Origin of the sequence: Bacillus haynesii, assembly GCF_014042035.1 — a bacterium.
In the GTDB taxonomy this organism is placed as follows: Bacteria; Bacillota; Bacilli; order Bacillales; family Bacillaceae; genus Bacillus; species Bacillus haynesii.
Genome location: NZ_CP059494.1, coordinates 883,329 through 906,811 on the forward strand (window position 1 = coordinate 883,329; position 23,483 = coordinate 906,811).

The 23,483-nt window shown below is 45.3% G+C and carries 25 protein-coding genes and 2 pseudogenes; 22 read left to right on the top strand and 5 right to left on the bottom strand.

The genetic code is table 11. The features are described from left to right. Window positions 1-124 precede the first annotated feature (124 nt). The 3 genes and pseudogenes from H2R00_RS21140 to czrA all read left to right on the top strand — a co-directional run bounded on the left by H2R00_RS21140 (window position 125) and on the right by czrA (window position 1,775). Window positions 125-376: a YnfE family protein gene (locus H2R00_RS21140; RefSeq protein ID WP_234111865.1), complete on the top strand. Its 252-nt coding sequence runs from the start codon at window positions 125-127 to the stop codon at window positions 374-376. Between the two features lie 156 nt (window positions 377-532). Continuing rightward, a pseudogene (locus tag H2R00_RS04510) lies at window positions 533-1,358 on the top strand (hypothetical protein). 84 nt (window positions 1,359-1,442) lie between these two features. After that, the gene (gene czrA / locus H2R00_RS04515) at window positions 1,443-1,775 is read left to right on the top strand and encodes a Zn(II)-responsive metalloregulatory transcriptional repressor CzrA (RefSeq protein WP_003182557.1); all 333 of its coding nucleotides are present in this window, start codon (window positions 1,443-1,445) and stop codon (window positions 1,773-1,775) included. Between the two features lie 40 nt (window positions 1,776-1,815). On the opposite strand, the gene H2R00_RS04520 is transcribed toward czrA, so the two are convergent. Continuing rightward, window positions 1,816-2,295, bottom strand: a complete 480-nt coding sequence (locus H2R00_RS04520; protein ID WP_182070542.1) for a CcdC protein domain-containing protein — start codon at window positions 2,293-2,295, stop codon at window positions 1,816-1,818. A 219-nt stretch (window positions 2,296-2,514) separates the two neighbouring features. Between H2R00_RS04520 and H2R00_RS04525 the strand changes: the two genes are divergently transcribed. The 9 genes from H2R00_RS04525 (at window position 2,515) to H2R00_RS04565 (ending at window position 9,551) form a co-directional block, all read left to right on the top strand. Beyond that, window positions 2,515-3,450, top strand: a complete 936-nt coding sequence (locus H2R00_RS04525; RefSeq protein ID WP_182071020.1) for a helix-turn-helix transcriptional regulator — start codon at window positions 2,515-2,517, stop codon at window positions 3,448-3,450. Between the two features lie 54 nt (window positions 3,451-3,504). Continuing rightward, window positions 3,505-3,789: a zinc ribbon domain-containing protein gene (locus H2R00_RS04530; RefSeq protein WP_182070543.1), complete on the top strand. Its 285-nt coding sequence runs from the start codon at window positions 3,505-3,507 to the stop codon at window positions 3,787-3,789. Continuing rightward, entirely contained in the window at window positions 3,786-4,259 is a 474-nt protein-coding gene (locus H2R00_RS04535; protein ID WP_154999788.1) for a GyrI-like domain-containing protein, read from the top strand. Before H2R00_RS04530 ends, H2R00_RS04535 begins: the two co-directional genes overlap by 4 nt. Window positions 4,260-4,341: 82 nt before the next feature. Continuing rightward, on the top strand, window positions 4,342-5,055 hold the full coding sequence (locus H2R00_RS04540; protein WP_154999789.1) for an MBL fold metallo-hydrolase: 714 nt from the start codon (window positions 4,342-4,344) through the stop codon (window positions 5,053-5,055). A 7-nt stretch (window positions 5,056-5,062) separates the two neighbouring features. Then, window positions 5,063-5,635: a TetR/AcrR family transcriptional regulator gene (locus H2R00_RS04545; RefSeq protein WP_182070544.1), complete on the top strand. Its 573-nt coding sequence runs from the start codon at window positions 5,063-5,065 to the stop codon at window positions 5,633-5,635. A 243-nt stretch (window positions 5,636-5,878) separates the two neighbouring features. Further along, the gene (locus H2R00_RS04550) at window positions 5,879-6,778 is read left to right on the top strand and encodes a DoxX-like family protein (RefSeq protein WP_182070545.1); all 900 of its coding nucleotides are present in this window, start codon (window positions 5,879-5,881) and stop codon (window positions 6,776-6,778) included. A 1-nt stretch (window position 6,779) separates the two neighbouring features. Further along, a complete protein-coding gene (locus H2R00_RS04555; protein WP_182070546.1) occupies window positions 6,780-7,397 on the top strand; it encodes a DUF4166 domain-containing protein in 618 nt (205 codons plus the stop codon). Further along, a complete protein-coding gene (locus H2R00_RS04560) occupies window positions 7,394-9,040 on the top strand; it encodes a YndJ family protein (protein WP_182070547.1) in 1,647 nt (548 codons plus the stop codon). The genes H2R00_RS04555 and H2R00_RS04560 overlap by 4 nt, the downstream gene beginning before the upstream one ends. A 25-nt stretch (window positions 9,041-9,065) precedes the next feature. Further along, on the top strand, window positions 9,066-9,551 hold the full coding sequence (locus H2R00_RS04565; protein ID WP_154999794.1) for a DinB family protein: 486 nt from the start codon (window positions 9,066-9,068) through the stop codon (window positions 9,549-9,551). 64 nt (window positions 9,552-9,615) lie between these two features. Here H2R00_RS04565 and yqeK read toward each other — a convergent pair whose 3' ends face one another. Further along, window positions 9,616-10,230, bottom strand: a complete 615-nt coding sequence (gene yqeK, locus H2R00_RS04570) for a bis(5'-nucleosyl)-tetraphosphatase (symmetrical) YqeK (protein WP_411802202.1) — start codon at window positions 10,228-10,230, stop codon at window positions 9,616-9,618. A gap of 149 nt (window positions 10,231-10,379) precedes the next feature. On the opposite strand from yqeK, the gene H2R00_RS04575 reads away from it, so the two are divergent. The 3 genes from H2R00_RS04575 to H2R00_RS04585 all read left to right on the top strand — a co-directional run bounded on the left by H2R00_RS04575 (window position 10,380) and on the right by H2R00_RS04585 (window position 12,019). Beyond that, on the top strand, window positions 10,380-10,865 hold the full coding sequence (locus H2R00_RS04575) for a MarR family transcriptional regulator (protein ID WP_043927940.1): 486 nt from the start codon (window positions 10,380-10,382) through the stop codon (window positions 10,863-10,865). 137 nt (window positions 10,866-11,002) lie between these two features. Continuing rightward, window positions 11,003-11,602: a TetR/AcrR family transcriptional regulator gene (locus tag H2R00_RS04580; RefSeq protein WP_154999796.1), complete on the top strand. Its 600-nt coding sequence runs from the start codon at window positions 11,003-11,005 to the stop codon at window positions 11,600-11,602. A 6-nt stretch (window positions 11,603-11,608) separates the two neighbouring features. Further along, window positions 11,609-12,019: a DUF5367 family protein gene (locus H2R00_RS04585; RefSeq protein WP_182070548.1), complete on the top strand. Its 411-nt coding sequence runs from the start codon at window positions 11,609-11,611 to the stop codon at window positions 12,017-12,019. 49 nt (window positions 12,020-12,068) lie between these two features. On the opposite strand, the gene H2R00_RS04590 is transcribed toward H2R00_RS04585, so the two are convergent. Then, a complete protein-coding gene (locus H2R00_RS04590) occupies window positions 12,069-13,397 on the bottom strand; it encodes a serine protease AprX (RefSeq protein ID WP_182070549.1) in 1,329 nt (442 codons plus the stop codon). A 222-nt stretch (window positions 13,398-13,619) separates the two neighbouring features. On the opposite strand from H2R00_RS04590, the gene csaA reads away from it, so the two are divergent. Next, window positions 13,620-13,952 (top strand): chaperone CsaA, encoded by a 333-nt coding sequence (gene csaA / locus H2R00_RS04595; RefSeq protein WP_182070550.1) that lies wholly within the window; start codon window positions 13,620-13,622, stop codon window positions 13,950-13,952. Window positions 13,953-13,996: 44 nt separating this feature from the next. Here the strand turns inward: csaA and H2R00_RS21480 are convergent, their stop codons facing one another. Together H2R00_RS21480 and H2R00_RS21485 are read right to left on the bottom strand one after the other, a co-directional pair. Continuing rightward, a complete protein-coding gene (locus H2R00_RS21480) occupies window positions 13,997-14,947 on the bottom strand; it encodes a methyl-accepting chemotaxis protein (protein ID WP_411802206.1) in 951 nt (316 codons plus the stop codon). 42 nt (window positions 14,948-14,989) lie between these two features. Further along, window positions 14,990-15,982, bottom strand: a pseudogene (locus tag H2R00_RS21485) (cache domain-containing protein); the annotation flags it as partial. Window positions 15,983-16,446: 464 nt separating this feature from the next. Between H2R00_RS21485 and abc-f the strand changes: the two are divergent. The 6 genes from abc-f (at window position 16,447) to H2R00_RS04625 (ending at window position 23,462) form a co-directional block, all read left to right on the top strand. Next, complete coding sequence (gene abc-f, locus H2R00_RS04605) at window positions 16,447-18,174, top strand: ribosomal protection-like ABC-F family protein (RefSeq protein WP_182071022.1); 1,728 nt, start codon at window positions 16,447-16,449, stop codon at window positions 18,172-18,174. A gap of 145 nt (window positions 18,175-18,319) precedes the next feature. Continuing rightward, window positions 18,320-18,445 carry a hypothetical protein gene (locus H2R00_RS21355; RefSeq protein WP_003182518.1) on the top strand — a complete coding sequence of 42 codons (126 nt, stop codon included), beginning with the start codon at window positions 18,320-18,322 and terminating at the stop codon, window positions 18,443-18,445. A 5-nt stretch (window positions 18,446-18,450) separates the two neighbouring features. Next, window positions 18,451-20,019, top strand: coding sequence for a spore germination protein (locus H2R00_RS04610; RefSeq protein ID WP_182070552.1), 1,569 nt, complete (start codon window positions 18,451-18,453; stop codon window positions 20,017-20,019). Between the two features lie 22 nt (window positions 20,020-20,041). Next, a complete protein-coding gene (locus H2R00_RS04615) occupies window positions 20,042-21,148 on the top strand; it encodes a spore germination protein (RefSeq protein WP_154999801.1) in 1,107 nt (368 codons plus the stop codon). A gap of 30 nt (window positions 21,149-21,178) precedes the next feature. Beyond that, complete coding sequence (locus H2R00_RS04620; protein ID WP_182070553.1) at window positions 21,179-22,279, top strand: spore germination protein; 1,101 nt, start codon at window positions 21,179-21,181, stop codon at window positions 22,277-22,279. Then, window positions 22,266-23,462 (top strand): Ger(x)C family spore germination protein, encoded by a 1,197-nt coding sequence (locus H2R00_RS04625; RefSeq protein WP_182070554.1) that lies wholly within the window; start codon window positions 22,266-22,268, stop codon window positions 23,460-23,462. The genes H2R00_RS04620 and H2R00_RS04625 overlap by 14 nt, the downstream gene beginning before the upstream one ends. The last annotated feature ends 21 nt before the right edge of the window (window positions 23,463-23,483 follow it).

Below are 23,483 nucleotides of genomic sequence, written 5' to 3' on the forward strand. Positions count from 1 at the left end.
TACAGAAATTAAGACATATTTTATATGTTTTTTTGCGCTTGAGCAACCGTATAAAACCTCTTTTTTACGTATAAAAATAACAAATGTTGCAAACCCTTTGAAAAAAGGCAAGGAGTATGAAGACATGGATATATTGAGAGGCTATGTTGAAGCCGTCAAAAGAAATATGGAAACGATGAATGCATCTGATTATGATGGAAAAGAAGAGGATTTAAGAAGACAGCAGGAAGAGCTCGAACGCTATGAACAACGGTTAAAAGAGAAAAGCGCTTCGGCCGATCGCTTTGATCAGGTAGTCGATGCCGCTGTAGATTGTGCGGCCGGCGACATTTCATTTTCACAGCTTGAACATATGTATCAACAAAAAGGCAACTAGCGTCCGGATCACCGGACGCTTTTTTATTCGCGTTTCTGCACAAAAGTTGCCGGATACAGATCGGATAGCGCAAAGGTGCGTTCAGGAATAATAGACTGCGCGTTTTTAAGAAAAGAAGAAGATGGTAAAATATAGTTTGAAAGGGGAGGAACAACTTTGACTAACTATATTTGCACGACGTGCGGCGTTCAATATGACGCTGCTCCGAAAGAGCCGGCGGAATGCATCATTTGCGATGAAGAAAGACAGTATGTCAGTCTCTCAGGGCAAGCTTGGACAACGCTGGAAGAAATGAAGCAAAGCGGGAGGTTTCAAAACGAGATCACCTTTGAAGAAGAGCGCCTATACAAGTTTGACGACAACGCCCACATTCGGCATCGGTCAATCGGCATACCTGATACAGGAGCCCGGCTTTAACTTGCTGTGGGATTGTATTACATACCTGGATCAGCATACGATTGAGAACATCGAGCGGCTGGGCGGAATCGAGGCGATTGCTTTATCACATCCGCATTATTATTCTGCACAGGTGGAATGGGCAGAAATGTTTGATGCTCCGATCTATATTCATGAAGATGACAAACAATGGGTGCAGCAGCCGAGCAGCCGGATTGTTTTTTGGTCCGGCGATTCCCTCAAGCTATCAAGCGGATTGACCTTGCACAGGCTCGGCGGCCATTTTAAAGGGGGAGCGGTCTGCCATTGGGCAAACGGAAACAAAGGCAAGGGAATCCTCCTTTCAGGAGACATTATCCAAGTCGTTCAAGATCGCAGGTGGGTGAGTTTTATGTACAGCTATCCGAATTTGATTCCTCTTCCCGCCGGCAAAGTGCAGCAAATGGCTGATCAAATAAAAAATGTTCCATTCAACAGGCTTTATAACGCTTTTCGTCGCTCAGTGGAAACAAGCGCCGGAGAGCGTGTGCAGCTGTCTGCCGCAAGGTATGTAGAAGCGCTTCAGGGGACGCTGTTTTCAACTTGATCCTTACCTGGTGATAAAACTTTTCAACCGGTATGTTTTGGTATATGATATGAAGGTAAAAGTCGCGCGGAAAAGGTGAAAAGCATGAGTGAGCACAATCAGGAAACAACAGAAAAACAGGTGCGGGCCGAGTTAGATGAAGAAACTTTATTTCTCGTTTCACAGACGTTTAAAGCGCTCTCAGACCCAACGAGAATCAAAATTCTTCATCTGCTCTCACAAGGCGAGCATTCGGTCAATGAAATAGCAGAGAAGCTGAGTCTTCTGCAGTCAACCGTTTCTCACCAGCTCAGGTTTTTAAAAAACCTTCGTCTCGTCAAATCAAGAAGGGCCGGGACTTCCATTTTTTATTCTCCTGAAGACCAGCATGTCCTCGATGTACTTCAGCAGATGATCGATCATACACAGCATGACTAAAGCTTATGAAAAGGCAAACTCCACTTCCCGAGTTTGCCTTTTACGCTGAGCGTTTTTCTTCGCTCCTGCCCTTTTTTAAAACAAAAAAAGAGAAACCGACATAATAAACGGCCAGTACAAAAAAACCGATCATCGTCGCCGGGTCCTGCGCAAAAAGGGCGCCGTACGCTGCTGAACCCCCGTCTGAAACCGCAGTCTGGAGCTGGCCGATCTCGGCGATCCGGTAGAGAAACCGGTATAAAAATAACAAGAGTACGAGCAATTCAATCCATAAATGTGTTCTGAAATAAAGGACGCCGTCCCGATTTTCGATCGACACATGCTTCAGCGCATAGGCGGTCAAGATGAGCCCGAGCGCGATCCCAATCAGATCATAAAAGTATGATAAAGGGTGAAGTGCGCTCATCGTCAGCAGAAACACGAAAATTCCCGAAAAGAGGAAGATCCGGAACAACATGCGTGCCGGCTTTAAAGGCTGAAAGCCGACCGATCGTTTGAACTTGATATAGACGATGGACACAATGGCGAAAAACTGTAAAAAATAAAATATGATGTTTTCAAAACCTCCTTTTTTAAGGAGTATATGTCCAAACTGTATAAATCGTAACCTGAAAAGTGATTTTCTAGATAAATGGGTGAAGGGTTCCTCTTTTTTGTCATGATATTCCAAAATGGTGTGTGCTATAGAATGAAAATAGCCGAAAAAGAGGCTGCGCAAAATGAATGTGAGGGATCTGCGGTGAAAATTGACCGGCTATTGGCCATCGTGATTTTATTGATTAATAAACGCCAGGTGCAGGCAAAGGAGCTTGCCGGCATGTTCGAAGTCTCTGTCAGAACGATTTACCGGGATATCGAGGCGATCAACCAGGCGGGCATTCCGATTGTCACCTCACAGGGAGCAGGAGGCGGGATCAGTATCATGGAGCGGTTTCGGCTCGAAAATAAACTGCTTTCTGCAGACGAACTGGCTGCCATTACGACGGCTTTGGAAAGCGTTTCTTCGACGTATGAAGTGCTCCATCACGGCTCTGCTCTTGAAAAAATCCGGTTTCTCGTTTCCGAAGAAGAAATGCCGGAATTCCGCAAGAAAACGGAAAAATGGTTTGTTGACATCTCTTCTTGGGGAGAAAGTCCTGTTATCAAAGAAAAGATCCGCTTGTTAGATGAAGCGGCAGACAGCACGCGGACGGTCTCCTTTACATATGTGAACAGAGAGGGGCAAACCGGAACAAGAAAAGCGGAGCCGCATACCCTCGTCTTAAAGGGAAGGCACTGGTATTTGTATGCGTTCTGCCTGAAGAGACAGGCGTTTCGCTTCTTTAAACTGTTGCGTATGAAAGACGTGCGGATGCTTGAAGAAAAATTTGAAAGAAAGGAAGTCGATCTGTCTTCACTTCCTTGGGAGACATCATGGTACAAACCGGAAAATATGACCGAGTTAACCCTTCTCATTAAGCCGTCGGGAGAGTCTTTGGCGAGAGAATGGTTTGGCTCAGAATCTCTCACTTATGAAAACGGACAATGCGCGGCAACCGTTTCTTATCCGGAAGATCAATGGCTGTACGGATTTCTGCTCCAATTTGGAACACATATCGAAGTTCTTGATCCTCCCCGCATCCGTCAAAAAATAAAAGACTTGGCAAAACAAATTGTACATTTATACGAAACCTGACACGATGCTGTCAGGTTTCTTTTTGTATGATGAAGAAAAAAGGAGGAATGAAACATGGAACATCATTTTTGCCAAAGCTGCGGCATGCCGATGACAAGCGAACTTTTCGGCACAGAAAAAGACGGGGGGAATAATCGAAACTACTGCATTTACTGCTATGAAAACGGAGCATATACACATCCAGATGCGACATTGAAAGATATGATCGAGATCTGTGTGCCTTACATAAAAGAAGAGGGAAAAACCGAGACCGAAGCGAGAGCGCTCTTAGAGCGGACGCTCCCTCATTTAAAACGATGGGCGTCGGAAACGCAAACGGAAGGCGGGCAGGGAAGATGAACTTTTCTCATTTCGAAAAACAGAAGGCAAAGTTATTCAGCGGGATATCGACCGTGACTAGCAACCGGGATGAAGCATCCGAAAAAGGTAAAATTCCTTCCATGTGGAGTTTATACCGTGAAAAATTCCCGCATAAGGAACGCCAGGACACGAAGAGAGATACGATTGCCCTTTATTCAGATTATGAGACGGACGAACATGGGGCGTATACATTTTCAATCGGAACGTTTGTTGATCAGCATGAAAAAGTGGCCAATCTCATTTCGCTCCCTGCATCCGAATATGCCGTTTTTGTTTCAAGGCGGGGGAGGATCGAAGAGGTCGTGCTTGAGACTTGGCAGGAGATTTGGACATGGGATGAAAAAAATCTCCGTACTTACACCGGAGATTTTGAAGTTTATGATGAACAAGCAGAGAATCCGGAAAACGCTCAAGTTACCGTCTATGTTGCTGTCGATCGAAAAAAATAAAGCTTGCAAAACTAATACCATTAGTTTTAAAATGAAAACTAACGGTATTAGTTTTTTTATTTTGATGGAAGAGGTGAAAGCAATGAGGATTACCCGGTTTGAATCGGTCTACCAGCTGACTTTTTTTCCACACATATTTCCTGTCAACTGTTATTTAGCTGATGAAGAAGACGGCCTAACATTAATTGATACAGGGATTCCAATCAGCAAAACAGGGATTTTAAAGGCTGCGGATCATCTCCGCAAGCCGATTAAACGGATTTCGTTGACCCATGCCCACAGCGACCATGTCGGTTCGCTTGACGCGCTGTACCACAGCCTTCCCGGTGTGAAGGTGTCAATATCTGAACGGGATGCACGTTTGTTAAAAGGTGATACAGAGATGCTGGAAGGGGAGCGCGGAACAATCAAAGGAGGCGTTCCGAAAAACATCAAGACAAATCCTGATATCCTTTTAAAGGAAGGAGACAGGATCGGTTCATTGCTGACCGTTTCATCACCCGGGCATACGCCTGGCAGCATTTCGTTTTTTGATGAAAGAAGCGGCCTCCTCATAGTCGGTGACGCGTACCATACGCGAAGCGGCATGACGGTATCGGGGCATTTAAAGCTTTCATTTCCTTTTCCGGCTTTGGCCACATGGGACAAAGAAATCGCTTTAGAAAGCGCGCAAAAGCTGTTAGATTTAAAACCAAAGGCGCTTGCCGCCGGCCACGGCGATCTTGTCCATGATCCGGCTCAAGCGATGAAAATAGCGGTAAACGAAGCACACATCAAATTAAACAGGAAAGGATGAAGGAATCGTGTCTCCACGAATCGGTTTGAATAAAGATGCAGTATTGGAAGCTGCGGCATCTCTTGCTGATGAGCAAGGCATTCATGAAGTGACGCTTGCTTCTCTTTCCAAAAGGCTGAATGTCAAATCTCCGTCTCTGTACAATCATATAAAAGGATTGAACGACTTACGGAAAGAACTCGCACTTTACGGCTTGACGATTCTTTATGAAAACATGGCTTCGGCTATCCAGGGAGCCGAAGAGAATCAGGCTGTCAGCAGAATGGCTCATGCATATGTCGCTTTTGCCAAAAACAGACCGGGGCTTTATGAAGCAACTTTTATTGCAATGCCTGATGAAGATGGACGGCTTGACGAAGCAGGAGACAGAATCCTCGCCTTGGTACTTTCCGTTATGAAAGACTATCGTTTAGATGACGACTCCGCGATTCATGCGGTCAGAGGCTTGAGAAGCATCCTGCATGGATTTGCTGCACTCAGGCAACACGATGCGTTCGGTCTTCCTTATGATGTAGAAGAAAGTCTTGATCTGACAATCCGCGTCTTCTTAAAAGGCATTGCTGTCTATCAGGCCGAATGAACAAGGGGATTTCCTCTTAATTGTTTACATTTTTTCGAAAATTTAGTATGATTGTCGTATGGCTCTTCCATTTTTTGAGTCATAGGTATGAGAAGGCTTAACCAGCCACTAATTGCCTTGGCCTAACAGCCGAGGATTTTTTTATGTCGGCAAAGAGAAACTTCATATGCAAAAATTGGTTCACACATGGTGTGTTCCATGTTATGCTATCATTGTGAATATATTCACAAAAGGGCGTGCGCAATGAAAAAAACTCCGATTTATGTAGAAATATCTATCCAGACAGAAATGGGGCGGCTATGGCGCTATACCCAAGACCCAACCCTCCATCGGCAATGGGACTTGCGATTTACGGACATTACCTATTTAAAACGCAGACCGGGTGAACCGCAAAGGTTTCTATACGAAACGAGAATCGGCTTCGGCTTAAAAATTTCCGGCACAGGAGAGTCTGCCGGGAACGTATATCAAGACACGGGAGACAGAGTCTCGTCACTCAAGTTCGCTACAAACCACCCGCTTTCTGTCATTCGCGAAGGAAGAGGATATTGGAAGTACAGCGAGAGCGAAACCGGGATCAAGTTTATGACACAGTACGATTATGACACCCGTTACGGCAAGCTAGGCCGGCTTGCAGATATGGCATTCAGGCCGCTCCTCGGCTGGGCGACGGCCTGGAGTTTTGATGCACTGAAGATTTGGCTTGAAAAAGGGCTCCATCCAAGGCTGCTTTTTCAAAAAACATTGATTTATTGGCTCGTTTGTCTGTTGTTTTCTTTCATCTGGATTTACCAAGGGCTTGTTCCAAAGCTCATCATGGCTCACCCTGAGGAAATCAGCATGCTTTCGACTTTCACGGGCGGCCGTTTTCATCCCGAAACACTCCTGAAGCTTATCGGTTTGGCCGAGGTGATGGTCGGTGTGTTATGGCTTTATCCCGTTCGGAAAAGGAAGTGGTTCCTTCTGCATATTGCCCTGCTTGTGCTGCTTTCGGCATCCGCGGGAATGGCTGATATCGCATCTTTTGCCCAACCTTTTAACCCGATCGTGCTTAATGCCGCGCTTATCATCTTGTCCGTTATCGGCTATGTGAGCGCTTGCGGCATTCCAAACGCGGGAAATACGATCAGAAAGAGGCGTTGATTTGATTTCGATGTATGAACGGGTGATCGAGGATTTTCACCTTCTTCACCCAAAACTCAAGGAACGGTATCACTTCACTCAAGAAAACGCGTTCAGAGGAAAAGGAGTGATGACGGAAATTTCCGGCGGTTCGTACTGGATCAGGCTGTTGTTTCAAGCGGGAACGGTGTTCCGCTGTTTTTTTCCCGAAAGAGGGAGGAACGTTCCGTTCACGATTGAAAATCACATTCGGCTGACGAAAAATGATACACCGGCAGCCGTTTGGAACAGGACTTTCTTTTTTCATGATAAACAAAGGCATTTCGATGCTGTCATGGTCTATGATGAAAGCCGTGCTGAAATCATCGACTATTTCGGGCGTCCACCAATCTTAATCTCCAGTCTGCGGTTTAAGTCGGAAGCCGACGGATCATTGTCGATTACTTCTGCCAAACAATGGCTGCCTTTATTCAGTAGAAAGCTGCCCCTTCCAAAGTGCTTATACGGGATTTCCAGCGTGAATGAATCGTATGACGAAGAAAAAGGCTGTTTTACGATTGATGTTCATGTGAAAAACCCGCTGTTCGGAACGCTGTTTGCCTACAGAGGAACATTTAGCAGGGAGGGGGAGACGATATGAAAGCCCGCCGCTTTTTTGTAAGTGTTCTTTGCTATGCGGTTTTTTTCATCGGCAAAGCGCCGGACATCCCGGCGGCAGAGGCGCTTCTTTTATTATCGATACTGTTTTTTGTTCCGGCTGCGCTCGATCTCATTCAGCATGAAAATGGGATGTTTCGGCTGATCAGCGTCTGTTTTCCTTATGCGGCTTGTTCGGCTTCGTTATCCCTGTTGTTCCATTCCCCGCTTTTTTCATCGGTTTGGCTATGCTATACGGGGATGATCGCGTTATACGGGGCCCTTCGCCTCTGGGAAAGAGGAGGAAGAGGCCTTGAAGAGGCATCGATTGACAGCGGCCTGCTATACCTTCCTTTCGGAGGGGGTTGGCTTTTTGCTTATACGCTGAATCTACAGGTCATGGATTTCAGCCCGCTGATCGTGCTGCTGACAGCGGTACATTTTCATTATTCTGCATTTCTCATTCCGATTTTTAATGGAATGCTCGGAAGGAAGCTGAAAAAGAAAGGCCTCCTTTATGCGGCGGTGACATGGCTCATCATGCTGTCTCCGCTTTTCATTGCGGTCGGCATATCGTTTTCGAAAACCATTGATGTCTTCGCCGTTGCGCTGTATTTGGCGGCCATATACGGCAGCGGCTTTCTCGTCTCGATTACGGCCTTCAAAAACAGCGCGGCTCGGCGCTTTGTCATCTTTTCGTCGTTTACATTGATGATCACCATTGCTTTTTCACTCATTTACTCATACGGCGTGTTTCGCGGCCGGCCGACTTTTACAATCCAGGAAATGATTTGGATTCACGGGCTTGTCAACGCTTTAGGCGTCATCATTCCAGCGCTGACCGGCTGGCGTCTTGAATCTCCTGAGCCAGACTGCAAAAGAAGGCAAGACGAAACGATGAGCAACATTTACGGGACATGGAGGATCGGAGCTGATTTTTTACACCGGCACCGATTACAGACCGATTCGTCTTACCAAGGACTTGCCGATGATATGAGCGCATTTCAGAGAAACGGATTTCAGCCTGAGGCGGTTTCTCCTCTTATTCTCGATTTCTATGAACATACTTCCGATTATTCGTTAACAGCGGAGATCGGCTGGCGTCCATGGTTTAAGCCGCTCGCGCACATGTACCAGCTGATTTCAAAAAAGACAGGTCAAATTCATTTGGGAACAAAGACCGGTCGGCAAACGATGGACGGCGAGATTATCGGTGTTGATTCAGCAAAAGACGGAAGGAAGAATGTGCGCGCCTGGGTCAGAACGAACGAGGAAGGCGAGACTGTGTTCTTGGCGCTTTATTCTGCTCATACACATGATCACATCACATATATGAATATTGCGCTGCCATTGCCGTTTTCCAATATGACAGGCATTTTAAAGCCGAAAGCAGAGAACGGCTGCCTGATTTTGACGAGCAGTGACAAAGGATCTGACCGGGGTGATGAAGGTATTTTCCTTTCCACCGGAATAGGAACGTTTAAACTGCCGCTTGCCGAACGCTTTATAATCAAAGAGCAGGAACGAAAGAGGCTCTGCGCCTATCACCGCATGTGGCTGTTCGGCATACGATTTCTCGACATTCAATATCATATTGAAAAAAAGGATTCTGCCATGAAAAGGGCGAAAATAGCAAATGAAAGCTAAAATCGAATCGAACTGGAGGGTATTTATGCTAAAAAACGTTTTGCTTGAACAGTTTAAAGCATGTTATAACGAAACGACTTGGTTTGTTTGTTTTCAAACGGCTGCCGCTGATCTCACGGAAAGCCAGGCAAGGCAAAAAGGGGAAGGTTCGGAAAATTCGATTTTAGAAATTGCCAACCACTTGATTTTTTACAACGAGCGCTATTTAAAGCGGTTTAAAGGAATTCCCGTCCCGGCTTTTGATTATACGATCGATGATACGTTTTTAAACAAAAGCGGACTTGGCTGGGAAGAAAGCCGGCAGGAACTGAATACGATCTATGACGAATGGATCGATGCGCTTTCGGCATGCGAAGAGGAGATGCTGAAACAGCCGGCGCAGCACGATCCGCATTCCACCTGGGCGGAGATTTTGTCCTGCCTCATTCTTCATAATGCTTATCATCTGGGGCAAATCGTCCATATGAGAAAGCAGCTGAAAACTTGGGATGCTTCAAAAGGCGTGAACTAACGGAGTTACAAGTAAGATTGCGGCTTAAGGCGGTCACCTCGCCAAGCCGTAATCTTGCCTGAGGTCAAGCTTCGATTTTCGCTTTTAGGTGATAATAGGCATCTTTTAGCCAGGGATGGACAACTTTCAGTTTATCTTTTTGTTTCCACAAATACTGAATATAAACAAACGCCCCATGCTCCAGAGAAACTTCAAGCGCTTCATGAAGCTCCAAGATGTAAGGAGGAGTTCCCGTCTGATCCCATTCTATTTTGTCCGCCGAAAACAGGACAAGGTCGAGCTGTGAGGGATTTTTTTTAAGCGTTGTATGGCATTCTATTGCATTTAAAATATCTTGATCCGCCACCTGAAACAGGTCTCGCGCCATCACTTTCGACAGTTTTTGATGGATGATCATCGGGAATATCCGTTCTTCGGGCAGAATATCAATACCGAGCGCTTCAGCAGCCGCAATTCTTTTTTCATTAGGGATGACACCGCTGATGTCATGCATAATCCCGGCTATTCCAGCTTTTTGTGCAGGAACATGAAAACGATTTGCCAATCTTTCTGCCGCTTTTTTCACCCTTATCGAATGTTCGGCTGTTTTTTCGTGGTTATGGCGTCTCAAAAATTCAAGGGCATCTGAACATACATCGCCTGTGCAGCAAACTTCCATCTCTATTCCTTCAATATTCATCAGCGATTCTCCTTTTTGATGTTGTTTCATGATAAACAAAACACATTTCTTATCTGATTTTACCTTATCATAACATTGACAAACCCTAAAACAGACAATTAAAATATTTTGTTAACCGGAAAATAAAAAGAAGGGACTGTCCATTGACTATGTCTGAACTGACAAAACAGCTGATCTATGATATGTATGTTAAACTCCTGCACTTGAACGAACAAAAAGCAGATACAGATCTCAAGGCATTTTTAAAGCAGGCGGCAGAATCTGATGTTAAAAGGCTCCCGGGGAATATGACAACCATCCATGTCATCAGTTGTATCGGTCATGATGAACCGATCAATAACACCGGCATCGCAAAAAAAATGAATTTATCAAAAGCAAATATTACAAAAATCAGTTCAAAGCTGTTAAAAGAAGGCCTCATCAAAAGGTTTCAATTGACGGACAACAAAAAAGAGATATACTTCAGACTGACGCCCAGCGGAAAACAAGTGTTTGAGCTTCATGAAAAGCTTCATCAGCAAAAAGCGGAACAGTTTGGCAGGTTTCTCGATTCGTTTTCAACAGCAGAACAGGGAGCTATTTTGAAATTCCTTCAAGGGCTGACGCTTATGACAGAAACGGACAAGAAGCAATAATTCAAGTTAACAATAATAACATTATGTCAACTTGAAGTTACTATGGCTAGAATGAGAAAACCGATTGACTAGAAAACCTTCCCAGATTATAGTTAAACTATTGAGTTAGTTATTCAAATAACTAAGAGGTGAAGTGAATGGCAAGGCCGAATGTGACATCAAAAGAAACGTTGATTGAGGCGGCTAAGCGCCGCATTGCCGGACATGGTCTTGACAAACTGACATTAAAGGCGGTTGCTGAAGAAGCAAAGGTCACACAGGGAACAGTTTACTATCATTTTCGGACAAAAGAGCAGCTTGTTTTTGAAGTGGTCCGTGACCTTTGCCGCGCGTCGTGGGAGCAATTGAAAGCAAATGAAAAGCCCGCTGTCGAAAGGATAAAAGACGGATTGTCATCCGCGAAATCGAGAACGCAGAAAGATGCGTATTATCATCAGCTTTTTTTAGAATTGGCCGTTTTAGGTTTTCGAAATGAAAAGATAAGCGAACAGCTTGGAGAACTTCTCGAAGAGGAAAATGCGGTGTTGGCAAAAGAGCTTTCCGAGATGTGGAAGCGTTCTCCTATTGATGGGGTTTCTTTCAGCACGTGGGGCATTCTTTTAAACGCACTAATCGACGGTCTTGCACTTCAGTCGCTTATGTCTTCGGGATTTGCCTCTGAAAAGGTCTACGGGGAATTAGAGGCGGTGCTGCAGATGCTGACGGAAACCGCTGTAAAACAGCATGGAGGGGAGTAAAAGGGGATGGATATGTTGACTGAAAAACTGGGTTTGGCTCTTGTCTTTTCGATCGTCGTCTGGCTAGGTGCGACCGTGTTTTTTATGTTGTTCGGCAGTGCGGTTCTTGCCGAACCCGGCCAAGATGCTTTTATGCTCCGCTTTTTGCTTCTTGAAGCCGGAACCTTTGCCCTTTTATATGCCGTGATGCTTGTTTACCAGCGCGTTGACAAATCGAGGTTTGCGGCAGTTAAGCTTGGCATTGTGGGCTCGGTAGTCGGTTTGTTTCTCGACGCTTTTTCTTTATGGAATCGTTCGCTGATCTTCCCGGCGCTTTCAGATGGCCAGGTGATTGGATTTGCGGTTTGGATGGTCTTCGCGTATGCCATGTATTTGACGATCCCGCTCATGCTTGTAAAAAGAAGGTCTGCAGTTTAAATATTTTATGTAAGATTCGCCCGCTTTTTGCAAAACGGGCGAACGGTCTTTAATCTTGCGGGACCGATTGTTCTGCGTTGATGTACCCTGCACCGTAAACATTTGGATCGCGATCTTTCCATAAATCGGTTCCGTCGATTAGCAGCCGTTTGACTTCATCAGGTTCTGTGCCTGGGGCTTGCTGAAGGATAAGTGCTGCAATTCCTGCACAGATCGGCGTAGCCATCGAGGTTCCTGACAAGATCATATAATTCGTGCCGACTCTGTTTGCTTTTTGCAGCTTATCGAGAAAAGATCCGGGTGAACGAAGCGACGTAATATTTGTGCCCGGTGCCAGCAAGTCCGGTTTGACTTGACCGTAGATCGTCGGCCCTCTGCTTGAATAAGAGGCGACATCGTCATCCTCCCGGCTGACTGTATCCCGGTCATCCAAGGCTCCGACTGTAATAATCTTGCTGCTGACGCCCGGGCTGGCAATCGTTTGCGCATCAGGACCCGAATTTCCGGCTGCCGCACATACAACAATGCCTGCGTCCCATGCTGCATGAACAGCTTTAACGACTGGATCTTCTTCTTCATTCTCGTAGCGTAACGCTTCTGCGCCTAATGACATTGAAATAATGTCGATCGGATCATCAGGGTTTTCCTCATTGAATTGAATGCACCAATCTACTCCTTGAATGACGGTTTCCAGCGTACCGGATCCCATTTTGTCCAATACTTTTACACCGACAAGGTCTGCTTCAGGAGCAGATCCGCGGTACTGACCCGATGAGGCTGCTCCGTTTCCGCAAGCATCGCCGGCGCAGTGTGTGCCATGGCCATTGTCATCATACGGTTCTGTTCTCTGGTTGATAAAGTCTTGAAAAGCCCTGATCCTGCCTTCAAGATCTTCGTGAGGGTATATGCCCGTATCAATGACAGCGACTGTCACTCCTTTGCCTGTCAGCGTCTGATTGTTTCTGATCACTTCTATGGCATTGCTTGATTCAACCGCTACGTCGAGGAGCGCTTTTACTTTGCGATTTAAATAAATTTTGCGAATGTCGCCGCACTGAGATAGAAGCGATTGCAAAGAAGAAGGGGTGACTTCAGCGCTGCAGCAGTTAACGCTGGAGAAGCGATGCTTGATTTTGTTTCTTCTTTTGCTGTCAATCATTTCATTGACTAATTGATAGCCTTTATGCTGACAGTCTTTTTCAAATTCGATAATGACTGGTATTTTTTTATTTTTCATTAATATTTTTTCGAAAAACCCGTGTAAAAAGCAAGGCGTCCATTTAAAAGGTTTATAGAGTTTCAGCACGCTTTCTCTCAGCGGCCGGTCCAGCTTATGGGCGTTGGACCTTACCATTTGAACCATAAAGGAACCGAACATCCTAGCTCCACCTCATCTCTTATAGTTTATTCTTCCTCTTAATCTATGAATGAGAGGCGTTTCCCGTAAAGTTGGCTGTCCTAAAACGGCGGCAAAAGAGGCCTGTTTACTACTCGGTTCTATAAAAGGCAAGGGAAGTCCAGGCTTTAAACAAATCAAAATACATGATATTCTAGTCATGTCAATAACACCCTTTAGAAAGCGGCCAAAGGAGCTGAATTCATGGCAACAATCGAAGATTTTTTAAAGCTTGACATTCGGGTTGGAACGGTTTTAAAAGCAGAACAGTTTCCGGAAGCGAAAGTGCCGGCCATTAAGCTTGAGATCGATTTTGGAGAAGAGATTGGCGTCAAGCGTTCGAGCGCGCAAATTACAAAGCGTTATACGCCTGAAAAGCTTGTAGGCCGGCAGGTGACGGCAGTCGTCAATTTTCCGCCGCGGCGGATTGCCGGGTTTAAATCGGAAGTTCTTGTTCTTGGAGGCGTGCCGGAAAAAGGCGACGTTATATTGCTGGCCCCTGATCAGGAAGCGCCAAATGGAACGAAGATCAGCTGATACATAAAAGAGAGGCTCCCTCTAAAAGAAGGAAGCCTCTTTTTTTATTTCACCTTGAATTTTTTCGTCAATTCTCGCAGATCTTCCGCCATCTGCTCAAGCGTGGCAGAGGATGTGCTGATTTCTTCCATTGAAGCGAGCTGTTCTTCCGCTGATGCTGCAATATCCTGAATTCCAGCTGTACTTTCCCTTGAAACATCGGCGATTTCCTGAACGGCACCCGAGACTTTCTGCGAGCCTTTCGACAATTGTTCAACCGCAGCATTGAGCGTTTGCAGCTTGCCTGCGATCTCATTCGTCATGCCGCTGATTTCGTGAAAGCTCGATTCTGTTTTCTCGGTAATTTTGAGTCCGGACTGCACTTCATGGTTGACCGATTGAAACATGTTGAGAGAATGTTCGATTTCTTTGACGATTTCCTGAATCAACGCTTCGATTTCTTTTGCCGAGTCCGCTGATTGGGCAGCAAGTTTTCGCACTTCTTCGGCAACGACGGAAAATCCTCTGCCTGACTCGCCGGCGCGGGCTGCTTCAATCGCAGCGTTCAATGCCAATAGATTCGTTTGATCGGCAATTCCGTTAATCACCCTGAGGATTGACGTGATATCCTTTGATTTGCCTTCGAGACCTTTGACGACGCTCTCAGCTTGCTTGACGGATTGGTCGATGGAGTTCATCTGACCGACCGTTTTCTGAACAAGTTCCCCGCCGGTTTCGGCGATTTCTGTCGATTTGATCGATGATTCAGTGATCGATTCTGACACCTCGGTCATTTCGCTCAAATGATCATTCATTTGGCTGAGCTGTTGCGAGCTGGTTTCGACTTTTTCATTCTGGCTTTCAGCTCCGTTAGAGAACTGTTCGATCGCAGATGTAATATGTTCTGTCGCTTGGCTCGTCTGTTCTGCGCTTGCTGTCAGCTGCTCAGAGGAGGAGGCGACATTCTCAACCGATTCCTGAATGGTGCCGATCAGTGTGCGGAGCGATTCCGCCATGTCATTGAAGCTTTTGCCGAGCTGCCCGAATTCGTCATTTGAACGCACTTCGATTTGCTGTGTCAAATCGCCGCTGCTGATGTTCTTTGCAGATAGAACGAGTTGATTCAATGGTTTGCTAATCGCGCGGACAATAAAGAAAATGAGAATTCCGCCAAGCACCAAAGCCCCTGAAAAGACGATGAGTGCCATATAAAAGACGGGCTTTGTTGCGTTTGTTATCTCATCGGAAAACATTGTCCCGGCGATTTTCCAGCCTGTTAATTGATTTGTGGCAAACGCCATTTGCTTTTCTTTTCCTTCAAAAGTATATTTGAATTCGCCTTTTTCTTTGCCGTAAACTTGGTCAACCCAGCCGCCATCGCCTTCAGTTCCAGCTTTAATCTTCGGATGGGCGATATATTTTTTTGATGCACTTGAAATAAAAGCAAAGCCGTCTTTTCCGACTTTGACATCGTTTGTTGCTTTAATCAGCTCGTCGATATTCAAGCTGAGCGCCGCGACGCCCGACCCGTCTTTATTTTGTTTGGCGATGGTAATGACCGTGTTGCCGGTGGCGGCAGATGTGTATGGATCAGTGACGATGATTTCGCCTTTTTTCTCAACCGCTTCTTTAAACCAGGGCCTTTCCGCCGGATTATAGCCGTCAGGCATTTTCGTATAAGGATGCTGCACGTATACACCGTCTTCAGAGCCTGTGAACACGGCTTCTACATCCTTGTTTTGTCTGGCGTATTGTTCAAACTTCTGTTTTAACGAAGTCTGGCCTTTTTCCTTGTATGTTTTTTCTTTGATCTCTTCACTGAAATATGTAACAGCATCCGCTTTTTTCTCAATATTTTGATCGATCATTTCGTTTAATTGATCCACGCTGTTTCTTGCGCTTCTCATGATTTCATCTTCAATCGACCCGCCTGCCGTATAATAGGAAACACCTGAAAGGATTAAAACAGGGAGCGTTAAAATCAATAAAAATGAGACCGCTAATCTTTTTGAAAGAGATGGATGCTTGAACCAGTCCAATATTTTTTTCATTCGCCAAAACTCCTTTTTCTAGGTTACGAGATTAATATCGGACAATTTTCACACTTTTGCATTAAATTTTAAAATTTTGGATTCGAAACAAAATCCTCAACTAAGTCGAAAGGCAACCGTTTTTCGGTATCGGCCGAAAAACGGGCTGCATAACTGTTGACAAAGTTTCCCTCCGTTTATATACTAATCGGTAAATACAGTGAAAGGAATAGGTATAGGGGACATGAAGCAGTAATCTTATTTTCCATCGTTTTTTTAATATGAAAAAACGGAAACTTGGAGAATAGGATGAGTATGCCCTTTTATACCTTGCATCAATTTCTGAATTTGCATGTTTTTTGTCGTGCAAAGGAATGGGATCGGTTTATACCGCTTTCACGATGCATATTTTGGCATGATATCCTCTCCGGGTTTCCGCGAGAGGTTTTTTGTTGTCAGCCAAAACAAAAACAGAGGTGAGCGGTATGACGATTTTAATGAAAATAAGAGGCTTGCAAAAAAGCTTTGGAGAACAATCGATTTTAAAAAACATCGATTTTGACATTTCCAATCAAGAGCGGATTGGTTTGGTCGGATACAATGGAGCGGGGAAAACAACGCTTGCAAATATATTGAGCGGTCATATAGAAGCCGACAAAGGCACTGTTCAAACAGACCGGACGCTTAAGATCGGCTATCTGCTCCAGTCGATTGAGTACTCCGTTCATGATTTTAACAGCATCTTAACAGGCGATGAGGGCGGGAAATTATATCAGTTGACCAGCAGTCTTGGCTTATCAAAGGTTCAAAGCTGGAATTCCGAGCGGCTCAGCCATTTGAGCGGGGGAGAAAAACTGAAGCTTGCACTGGCACACGTCTGGAAAACGATGCCTGACCTCCTCATCTTAGATGAGCCGACCAATCACTTGGATTTAAAAGGGATCAGCTGGCTCCTTGAAGAACTGCAACAATATCAAGGGGCTGTATTGATTATTTCTCATGACCGCTATTTCCTGGATCAATCCGTCTCTAAAATACTTGAACTGGAAGATGGGAAATTACACACCTATCAAGGAAACTATAGTGCATACCGGCGGGAGAAAAAACGGTTATATGAAGAACGCCTGCACCAATATGAAGTTCAGCAGAAGCAAAAAGATAGGATCGAGTCACAAATTGCGACTCTTCAAAATTGGTCGCAGAAAGCCCACCGTGACTCAACAAAACAGGGATCACAGTCAGAACGAAGGCAGCTCGGTTTTAAAGAATACCACCGGGTAAAAGCCAAAAAGCTCGACAACCAAGTCAAATCAAAACTTAAACGCCTTGAACAAGAGCTCGAAAAAAACAAAGCGGAAAAGCCAAAGGAATCAGCATCTGTCAATTTTCAATTTTCATCGGGAGAAAAAAGGGGCAAGCGGATTATCGAAGCAAAAGACCTGACAAAAGCGTTTGACGGACGTACTTTATTCAAAGACAGCCACTTTTACGTCAAACATGGCGAGAGAATAGCGCTTATCGGAGACAATGGCTGCGGCAAAACGACCCTTGTCAAGATGATGTTGGATGCTGAACCTGCGACAGCCGGAACGCTGTGGAAAAGCCGTTCTGTAAAGGCCGCATATTTAAGCCAGGATGTCAGTGATTTAAGGGTTGATCAAACAGTGGCTGAAGTGCTGAATTTGTCTGACAGAGCCGAAATCGCAAATGTGCGGACTATTTTGGCCAATATGGGGATCAAAGAAAACCGCTTTCATGATGAAATAAAGACGTTCAGTCTCGGGGAGCGGACCCGGATCAAACTGGCAGGCATGATTTTAAAGGATTATGATCTGCTGGTATTGGATGAACCGACCAATCACCTTGATTTGCCAAGCAGAGAGCAGCTTGAGCAGACATTGCTTGAGTTTCAAGGCACGATTATCATTGTGTCGCATGACCTGTACTTTACAGATCAACTGTGTAACAAACTCCTTGTGTTTGAAAATGATCGTATCATCCGCGTCGAAACCGGATTGAAAGATTATCGGAACAGAAAAAAACAGCGCCATCCAAAACGAGATGAAGAGGAGCGGCTTCGCATCGAAAATCGGATGACTGCCGTTCTTGGAGAATTGGCCGGACTCACGCCCCAAGACCCGAGATATCATGAATTGGATCAGGAATTTTCAGAGCTTGCCAAACGCAAACGGGCGTTTTTAGAAAAAGAATAAATGAAAAGAACCATCTGTGTTTTTAACGCAGATGGTTCTTTTTTGTTGGTCGTGGTTTAAATTACCACCAATTATAGATGTCACCCAAGGTAATAATAGGATAAAAATGATGACTTTACTACAGCAATGAAAAAGGGTGATCAACATGTGGAAAACCATTGTTTCCTATTTTCCGGACTGGCTGGTCCTGATGCAGGCCTTTTTTGTCTTTTTCGTCCCGTTTGCCATATCAAAAGTCTTTCTGTGGCTTCGCACGGCAGGGGATGAGTGAGTGACATGAGATGGTGGAAAGCGAAGACGCGAAGAATGATACAGTCATCCAACAAGCCGGAAAAACCTAAAAATGAAGTGCCGTCAGTGGAGTCAACGGGGTATTTTACCGGCGATTTTGATCACGATCTGAAAATGGCCAAAACAGCCTTGGAGAATAACTCAGACGTTCATTTTCGAGAATTCAACTTAGGGCGCGCCGGCATCCGCGCGGCGATTGTATTTGTCGAAACGCTTGCGGATAAAGATTTGATTGACAAGCATATTATGAAATCCCTTATGGATGATTTTTCCAAAGAATATAACATTGAGCTTTCTTCATTAAGCAGCAATGTACCTGACTTAATCAAAAAGCAGATTTTATCAATCAGCGAAGTATCAGAGGCAAAGCATGTCAGCGAAGTGGTGCCGGAAGTGTTGATGGGTACGGCCATGCTGCTGATCGACGGTGCAGCGGAAGTTTTATTGCTGGGAACCGTTAAAAGAAATACAAGGAACATTGAAGAGCCCGTATCAGAATCCTTGGTCAGAGGGGCGCGCGTCGGCTTTACGGAAACGATCGGCACAAATACAGCACTTTTGCGGCAGCACGGCAAAAATCAAAATTTGTCCATGCTTCAATTTCAAGTTGGGAAGCGAGCAGTCAAGAATCTTGTCGTCGCCTATATCAAAGACGTTGCTGAACCAGGGCTTGTGGAAGAAGTCAAAAAAAGAATCGAAAAGATTGATATAGATGATGTGCTCGAATCCGGTTTTGTCGAGCAGCTGATCGAAGACAATTATCTCAGTCCATTTCCTCAGGTGCAAAGCACTGAACGCCTTGACAGAGTGATGAGTGCGTTAATGGAGGGAAGAGTGGCCATTTTATTGGACGGGACGCCTTTTGTTTTAATCGTTCCGGTTACATTCAGCATGCTCCTGCAATCGCCCGAGGATTATTATGAACGCTGGCTCCCGAGTTCACTGATCCGAATCATGCGGATCGGCGCAGCCATGATCTCGCTGCTTGGGCCTGCTTTATATATTTCCTTTATATCGTTTCATCCCGGGCTGATTCCGAGTGAACTGGCAATTTCCATTACCGGAACGAGGGTAGGCGTACCTTTTCCATCACTGATCGAAGCGCTCATTATGGAAGTGGCAATCGAAATTTTGCGCGAGGCCGGCCTGCGGCTTCCAAAACCAATCGGTCCGGCAATGGGAATCGTCGGCGGTATCATCATCGGGGAGGCCGCCGTGCAGGCTGGCATCGTCAGCCCGATTATGGTCATCGTCGTTGCTGTTACCGCGATTTCTTCATTCGCCATTCCGCAATACAGCGCTGGTATTTCGCTGCGCATGCTGAGGTTTGTGGCGATGTTTTGCGCCGCTGTATTCGGATTGTACGGGGTGATTATGTTTTTCCTCATGCTTGCCAGCCATGCGGTGAAGCTGAAAAGCTTTGGCGTTCCATATGCGAGCCCTGCTGTTCCTTATCGTTTGCGCGATTGGAAAGATTTCATTGTTCGCATGCCGATACAGATCATGAAAAAACGGCCGAAGATGTTAAAAACAGACGATTCGACACGCCAATAGCATAGAAAGGAGGAAGACGCTCATGATGGTCAGTCACGAAGAGCGCATCACCACCTCGCAAACAGCAGTTATCATCACCAATTTCCTGCTTGGAACAGGGATTCTGACGCTCCCGCGAACGTCTGTTGACGAGGTGGGAACGCCTGATGTTTGGATCACGCTTGTAATAGGCGGCTTGGTCGCTCTGACGGCCGCGATCATTATGGTAAAGCTCAACCATCAATATCCTGATAAAACCTTTTATGAGTACAGTCAGGACATCATCGGCAAATGGATCGGCAGCTTGATCAGCCTGTTTTTCATTTGTTACCTATTGGCCCATTCCGGTTTTCAGGTCCGCTCAACGCTTGAAATCATCCGCTTTTTTTTACTGGAAGGGACCCCGCGCTGGGCAATTGCGATGGTTTTTTTGTGGGTGGGATTATACTTGATCGTTGGCGGCTTAAGTTCGATCGCCCGATTGTTCCAAATCGTTTTCCCGATCACATTCATTCTTTTTCTGCTGGTCGTGTTTATGAGTGTCGGTATTTTTGATGTGGACAACTTGCGTCCTGTAATGGGAGAGGGAATAGGACCAGTCTTAAAAGGAATAAAGGTGACCGCATTGTCTTTTTCAGGTATTGAAATCATTTTGATCCTGATGCCCTTCATGAATCAGCCTCGGAAGGCCATTCAAACGGTTACGATCGGGATCGCCATCCCTCTGCTTTTCTATATGATCACCGTCGTTATGGTGATCGGCGCCCTTTCTATAGACGGAGTGGTTTCACGGACATGGCCGACAATTGATTTGATGCGAAGCTTTGAGATACCGGGTCTGATCTTTGAACGGTTTGAATCCTTGCTGCTGGTCATCTGGATCATGCAGCTGTTCAATACCTTTGCAATTTCTTTTTACGGCGCGGCATTAGGCCTGGCCCAGCTCTTTAAAACAAATATTCGGCCGATGCTGTTTGCTTTGCTTCCGGTAATTTATCTCATGGCCATGATCCCGAAAAATATTAACGCCATGTTTGAATTTGGAGACTTTATTGGAAACAGCGGCGTTTATTTAGGCGGCTTGACCCCGCTCGTGCTGCTGGTGATTTCAAAAATAAGAAGGAGGAAACAGGGAACTGATAGAGGCTGATGATTGAAAAAGGAAAGGGGGGATTTCTCCATGATGGTGAGTCAGCAAGACAAAATTACCGTTTCACAAACCGGCATCGTCATCACGAATTTTCTGTTGGGAACCGGTATTTTGACGCTGCCGCGGACCTCTGTGGAAGCGGTCAAGACGCCGGATGTCTGGCTGTCTGTTGCATTTGGAGGACTGGTTGCCATCTTAGCAGGTTTCATCATGGTGAAATTAAGCATGAAGTACCCCGAAAAAACGTTATATCAATACAGCCGGGATCTCATTGGCAAGTGGCCGGGAGGACTTTTCAGCCTGCTTTTGATTTGTTACTTTCTCGCCACGTCAGGTTTCCAAGTCCGCTCTGTTACAGAGGTTATGGGATTTTACTTACTGGAAGACACGCCGCTTTGGGCGATGGCGATGGTTTTTTTATGGAGCGGGATCTATTTATTAACCGGCGGTATCAATCCGATTGCCCGACTTTATGAAATCATCTTTCCGATTACAGTTCTCATTTTTCTGATCGTCATTTTTATGAGCGCAAGCATATTCGATATGGACAATTTGCGTCCGGTTCTCGGGAAAGGGATCGTGCCGGTGTTGCAAGGAGTCAAGACAACGTCTTTTGCATATACAGGCATAGAAGTCATGCTGATCATCGTTCCTTTTATGAAAAATCCCGAGCAAGCATTAAAAGCTACTTTGATCGGGATTTCTTTTCCGATTGTCTTTTATATGATCACCGTTATTATGGTCATCGGTGCACTGTCGATCGATGGAGTGACATCACGGACATGGCCGACCATTGATCTGATGAGAAGCTTTGAAATACCGGGGTTGATTTTTGAACGTTTTGAGTCCTTGCTGCTAGTCATCTGGATCATGCAAATGTTCTCCAGTTTTACGATCAGCTATTTTGCTGCTGCTTTAGGTCTGTCGCAACTCTTGAAGAAGAGGATGGAACCGATATTATTCAGCTTGCTTCCGGTCATTTATCTGATTGCGATGGCACCTAAAAATATCAATCAGCTTTTTCAACTGGGAGATCTAATCGGCAACAGCGCCATCTATTTGGTCGGTCTCATCCCGCTAATGCTTCTGGTCATATCGAAAGCGAGGAGGAAAAAGTTTGAAAAAAACTAACACCATCCGTTATTTAACGAGTGTTTTACTATTGTTTCTATTAACCGGATGCTGGAGCAGCCACGAAATTGAAGAGCTCGGCTTAACATTTGCAATGGGGATTGACAAAGGCAAGGAAACGGAACTTGAAAAAAAGTTTGACGAAGCGGGGGGTGATTTCCCGAAAAAAGACCGGATCACGATGGTCTATCAATACGTGAACGAACAAGCTGCCGGTTCAAAATCGACCGGAGGAAGCACTGATCAAAAATCGTATATCAATGTTTATGAAACTGGAGACTCGCTTCAGCAAATTAACTCTGAAGTAGCATTAAGACAGGACAGGCCTGTATTCAGTCCTCATTTAAAGGTGATTGTCATCGCCGCTGAGCTTCTTCGCACCTATTCGCTGGCTGAACTGCTTGATCAGCCTCTCCGCGATAATGAAATCAGACCGAGCAGTATGGTGCTGGTCACAAGAGGGCGTGCGAGAGACACGCTTGAGCTGAAGGAAACCGGCGAGATGCCGGCGTTTCGTCTGCGCAAAATCGTCGAAAATGAGTATAAGACGAAAAAAATTCTTCCTCCTGTAACGCTTGCCAAACTGACAGGCAAAATGAGGTCAGGAACAAGCTATCTGCTTCAAAATGTTATCGGTACCGATGGAGAAGTCAAATATGCGGGAGCAGCCGCGATCAATGGAAAAACCAATAAGCTGATCGGCTATTTGGATGAAAAAGATTTAGAAGGTGTGATGTGGATCACCGGAAAGGGAATTGGAGGCACGGTTAAAAGTTATGATCCAAAAGAAAAGAAGGTGACCGCATTTGGCGTTGAATCCATTAAAAGCAACATCAAGCCCATCGTCAAAGGAAACCGCCTTTATTTTGAAGTTAATGTAAAATCAGACGGATATCTGGCAGAAAACTGGAACACAAAGGAAAAAGCGTTTGATGACAAATTTTTAGAAAAAGTCGAGAAAACAACCGCGAAAACGGTGAAAAAATCGATGGAGGACATTACAAAAAAAATGAAAACCGAATACAAAGCAGATCTTGCCGGATTCGGAAACGAGCTGAGGATCAAGCATCCGAGGCTTTGGGAAAAACTAAAGAAAAATTGGGATGAGACCTTTACCGACATACCGATTTCATTTCATGTTCAAATCGCGATTAAAGATTACGGAACCGTTGGGGATCAGTAACAGAAGAATTTCTAATCACGA

Excerpts from the sequence above, each read along its gene's own strand:
- H2R00_RS04615 (WP_154999801.1), top strand. The coding sequence starts at position 20,042 with ATGATGGTCAGTCACGAAGAGCGCATCACCACCTCGCAAACAGCAGTT.
- H2R00_RS04580 (WP_154999796.1), top strand. The coding sequence starts at position 11,003 with ATGGCAAGGCCGAATGTGACATCAAAAGAAACGTTGATTGAGGCGGCT.
- czrA (WP_003182557.1), top strand. The coding sequence starts at position 1,443 with ATGAGTGAGCACAATCAGGAAACAACAGAAAAACAGGTGCGGGCCGAG.
- H2R00_RS04540 (WP_154999789.1), top strand. The coding sequence starts at position 4,342 with ATGAGGATTACCCGGTTTGAATCGGTCTACCAGCTGACTTTTTTTCCA.
- H2R00_RS04620 (WP_182070553.1), top strand. The coding sequence starts at position 21,179 with ATGATGGTGAGTCAGCAAGACAAAATTACCGTTTCACAAACCGGCATC.
- H2R00_RS04575 (WP_043927940.1), top strand. The coding sequence starts at position 10,380 with ATGTCTGAACTGACAAAACAGCTGATCTATGATATGTATGTTAAACTC.
- H2R00_RS04560 (WP_182070547.1), top strand. The coding sequence starts at position 7,394 with ATGAAAGCCCGCCGCTTTTTTGTAAGTGTTCTTTGCTATGCGGTTTTT.
- H2R00_RS04530 (WP_182070543.1), top strand. The coding sequence starts at position 3,505 with ATGGAACATCATTTTTGCCAAAGCTGCGGCATGCCGATGACAAGCGAA.
- H2R00_RS04535 (WP_154999788.1), top strand. The coding sequence starts at position 3,786 with ATGAACTTTTCTCATTTCGAAAAACAGAAGGCAAAGTTATTCAGCGGG.
- H2R00_RS21140 (WP_234111865.1), top strand. The coding sequence starts at position 125 with ATGGATATATTGAGAGGCTATGTTGAAGCCGTCAAAAGAAATATGGAA.
- H2R00_RS04585 (WP_182070548.1), top strand. The coding sequence starts at position 11,609 with ATGGATATGTTGACTGAAAAACTGGGTTTGGCTCTTGTCTTTTCGATC.
- H2R00_RS04610 (WP_182070552.1), top strand. The coding sequence starts at position 18,451 with ATGAGATGGTGGAAAGCGAAGACGCGAAGAATGATACAGTCATCCAAC.
- yqeK (WP_411802202.1), bottom strand. The coding sequence starts at position 10,230 with ATGAATATTGAAGGAATAGAGATGGAAGTTTGCTGCACAGGCGATGTA.
- H2R00_RS21355 (WP_003182518.1), top strand. The coding sequence starts at position 18,320 with ATGTGGAAAACCATTGTTTCCTATTTTCCGGACTGGCTGGTCCTGATG.
- H2R00_RS04565 (WP_154999794.1), top strand. The coding sequence starts at position 9,066 with ATGCTAAAAAACGTTTTGCTTGAACAGTTTAAAGCATGTTATAACGAA.
- abc-f (WP_182071022.1), top strand. The coding sequence starts at position 16,447 with ATGACGATTTTAATGAAAATAAGAGGCTTGCAAAAAAGCTTTGGAGAA.
- H2R00_RS21480 (WP_411802206.1), bottom strand. The coding sequence starts at position 14,947 with ATGGCGGAATCGCTCCGCACACTGATCGGCACCATTCAGGAATCGGTT.
- csaA (WP_182070550.1), top strand. The coding sequence starts at position 13,620 with ATGGCAACAATCGAAGATTTTTTAAAGCTTGACATTCGGGTTGGAACG.
- H2R00_RS04550 (WP_182070545.1), top strand. The coding sequence starts at position 5,879 with ATGAAAAAAACTCCGATTTATGTAGAAATATCTATCCAGACAGAAATG.
- H2R00_RS04590 (WP_182070549.1), bottom strand. The coding sequence starts at position 13,397 with ATGTTCGGTTCCTTTATGGTTCAAATGGTAAGGTCCAACGCCCATAAG.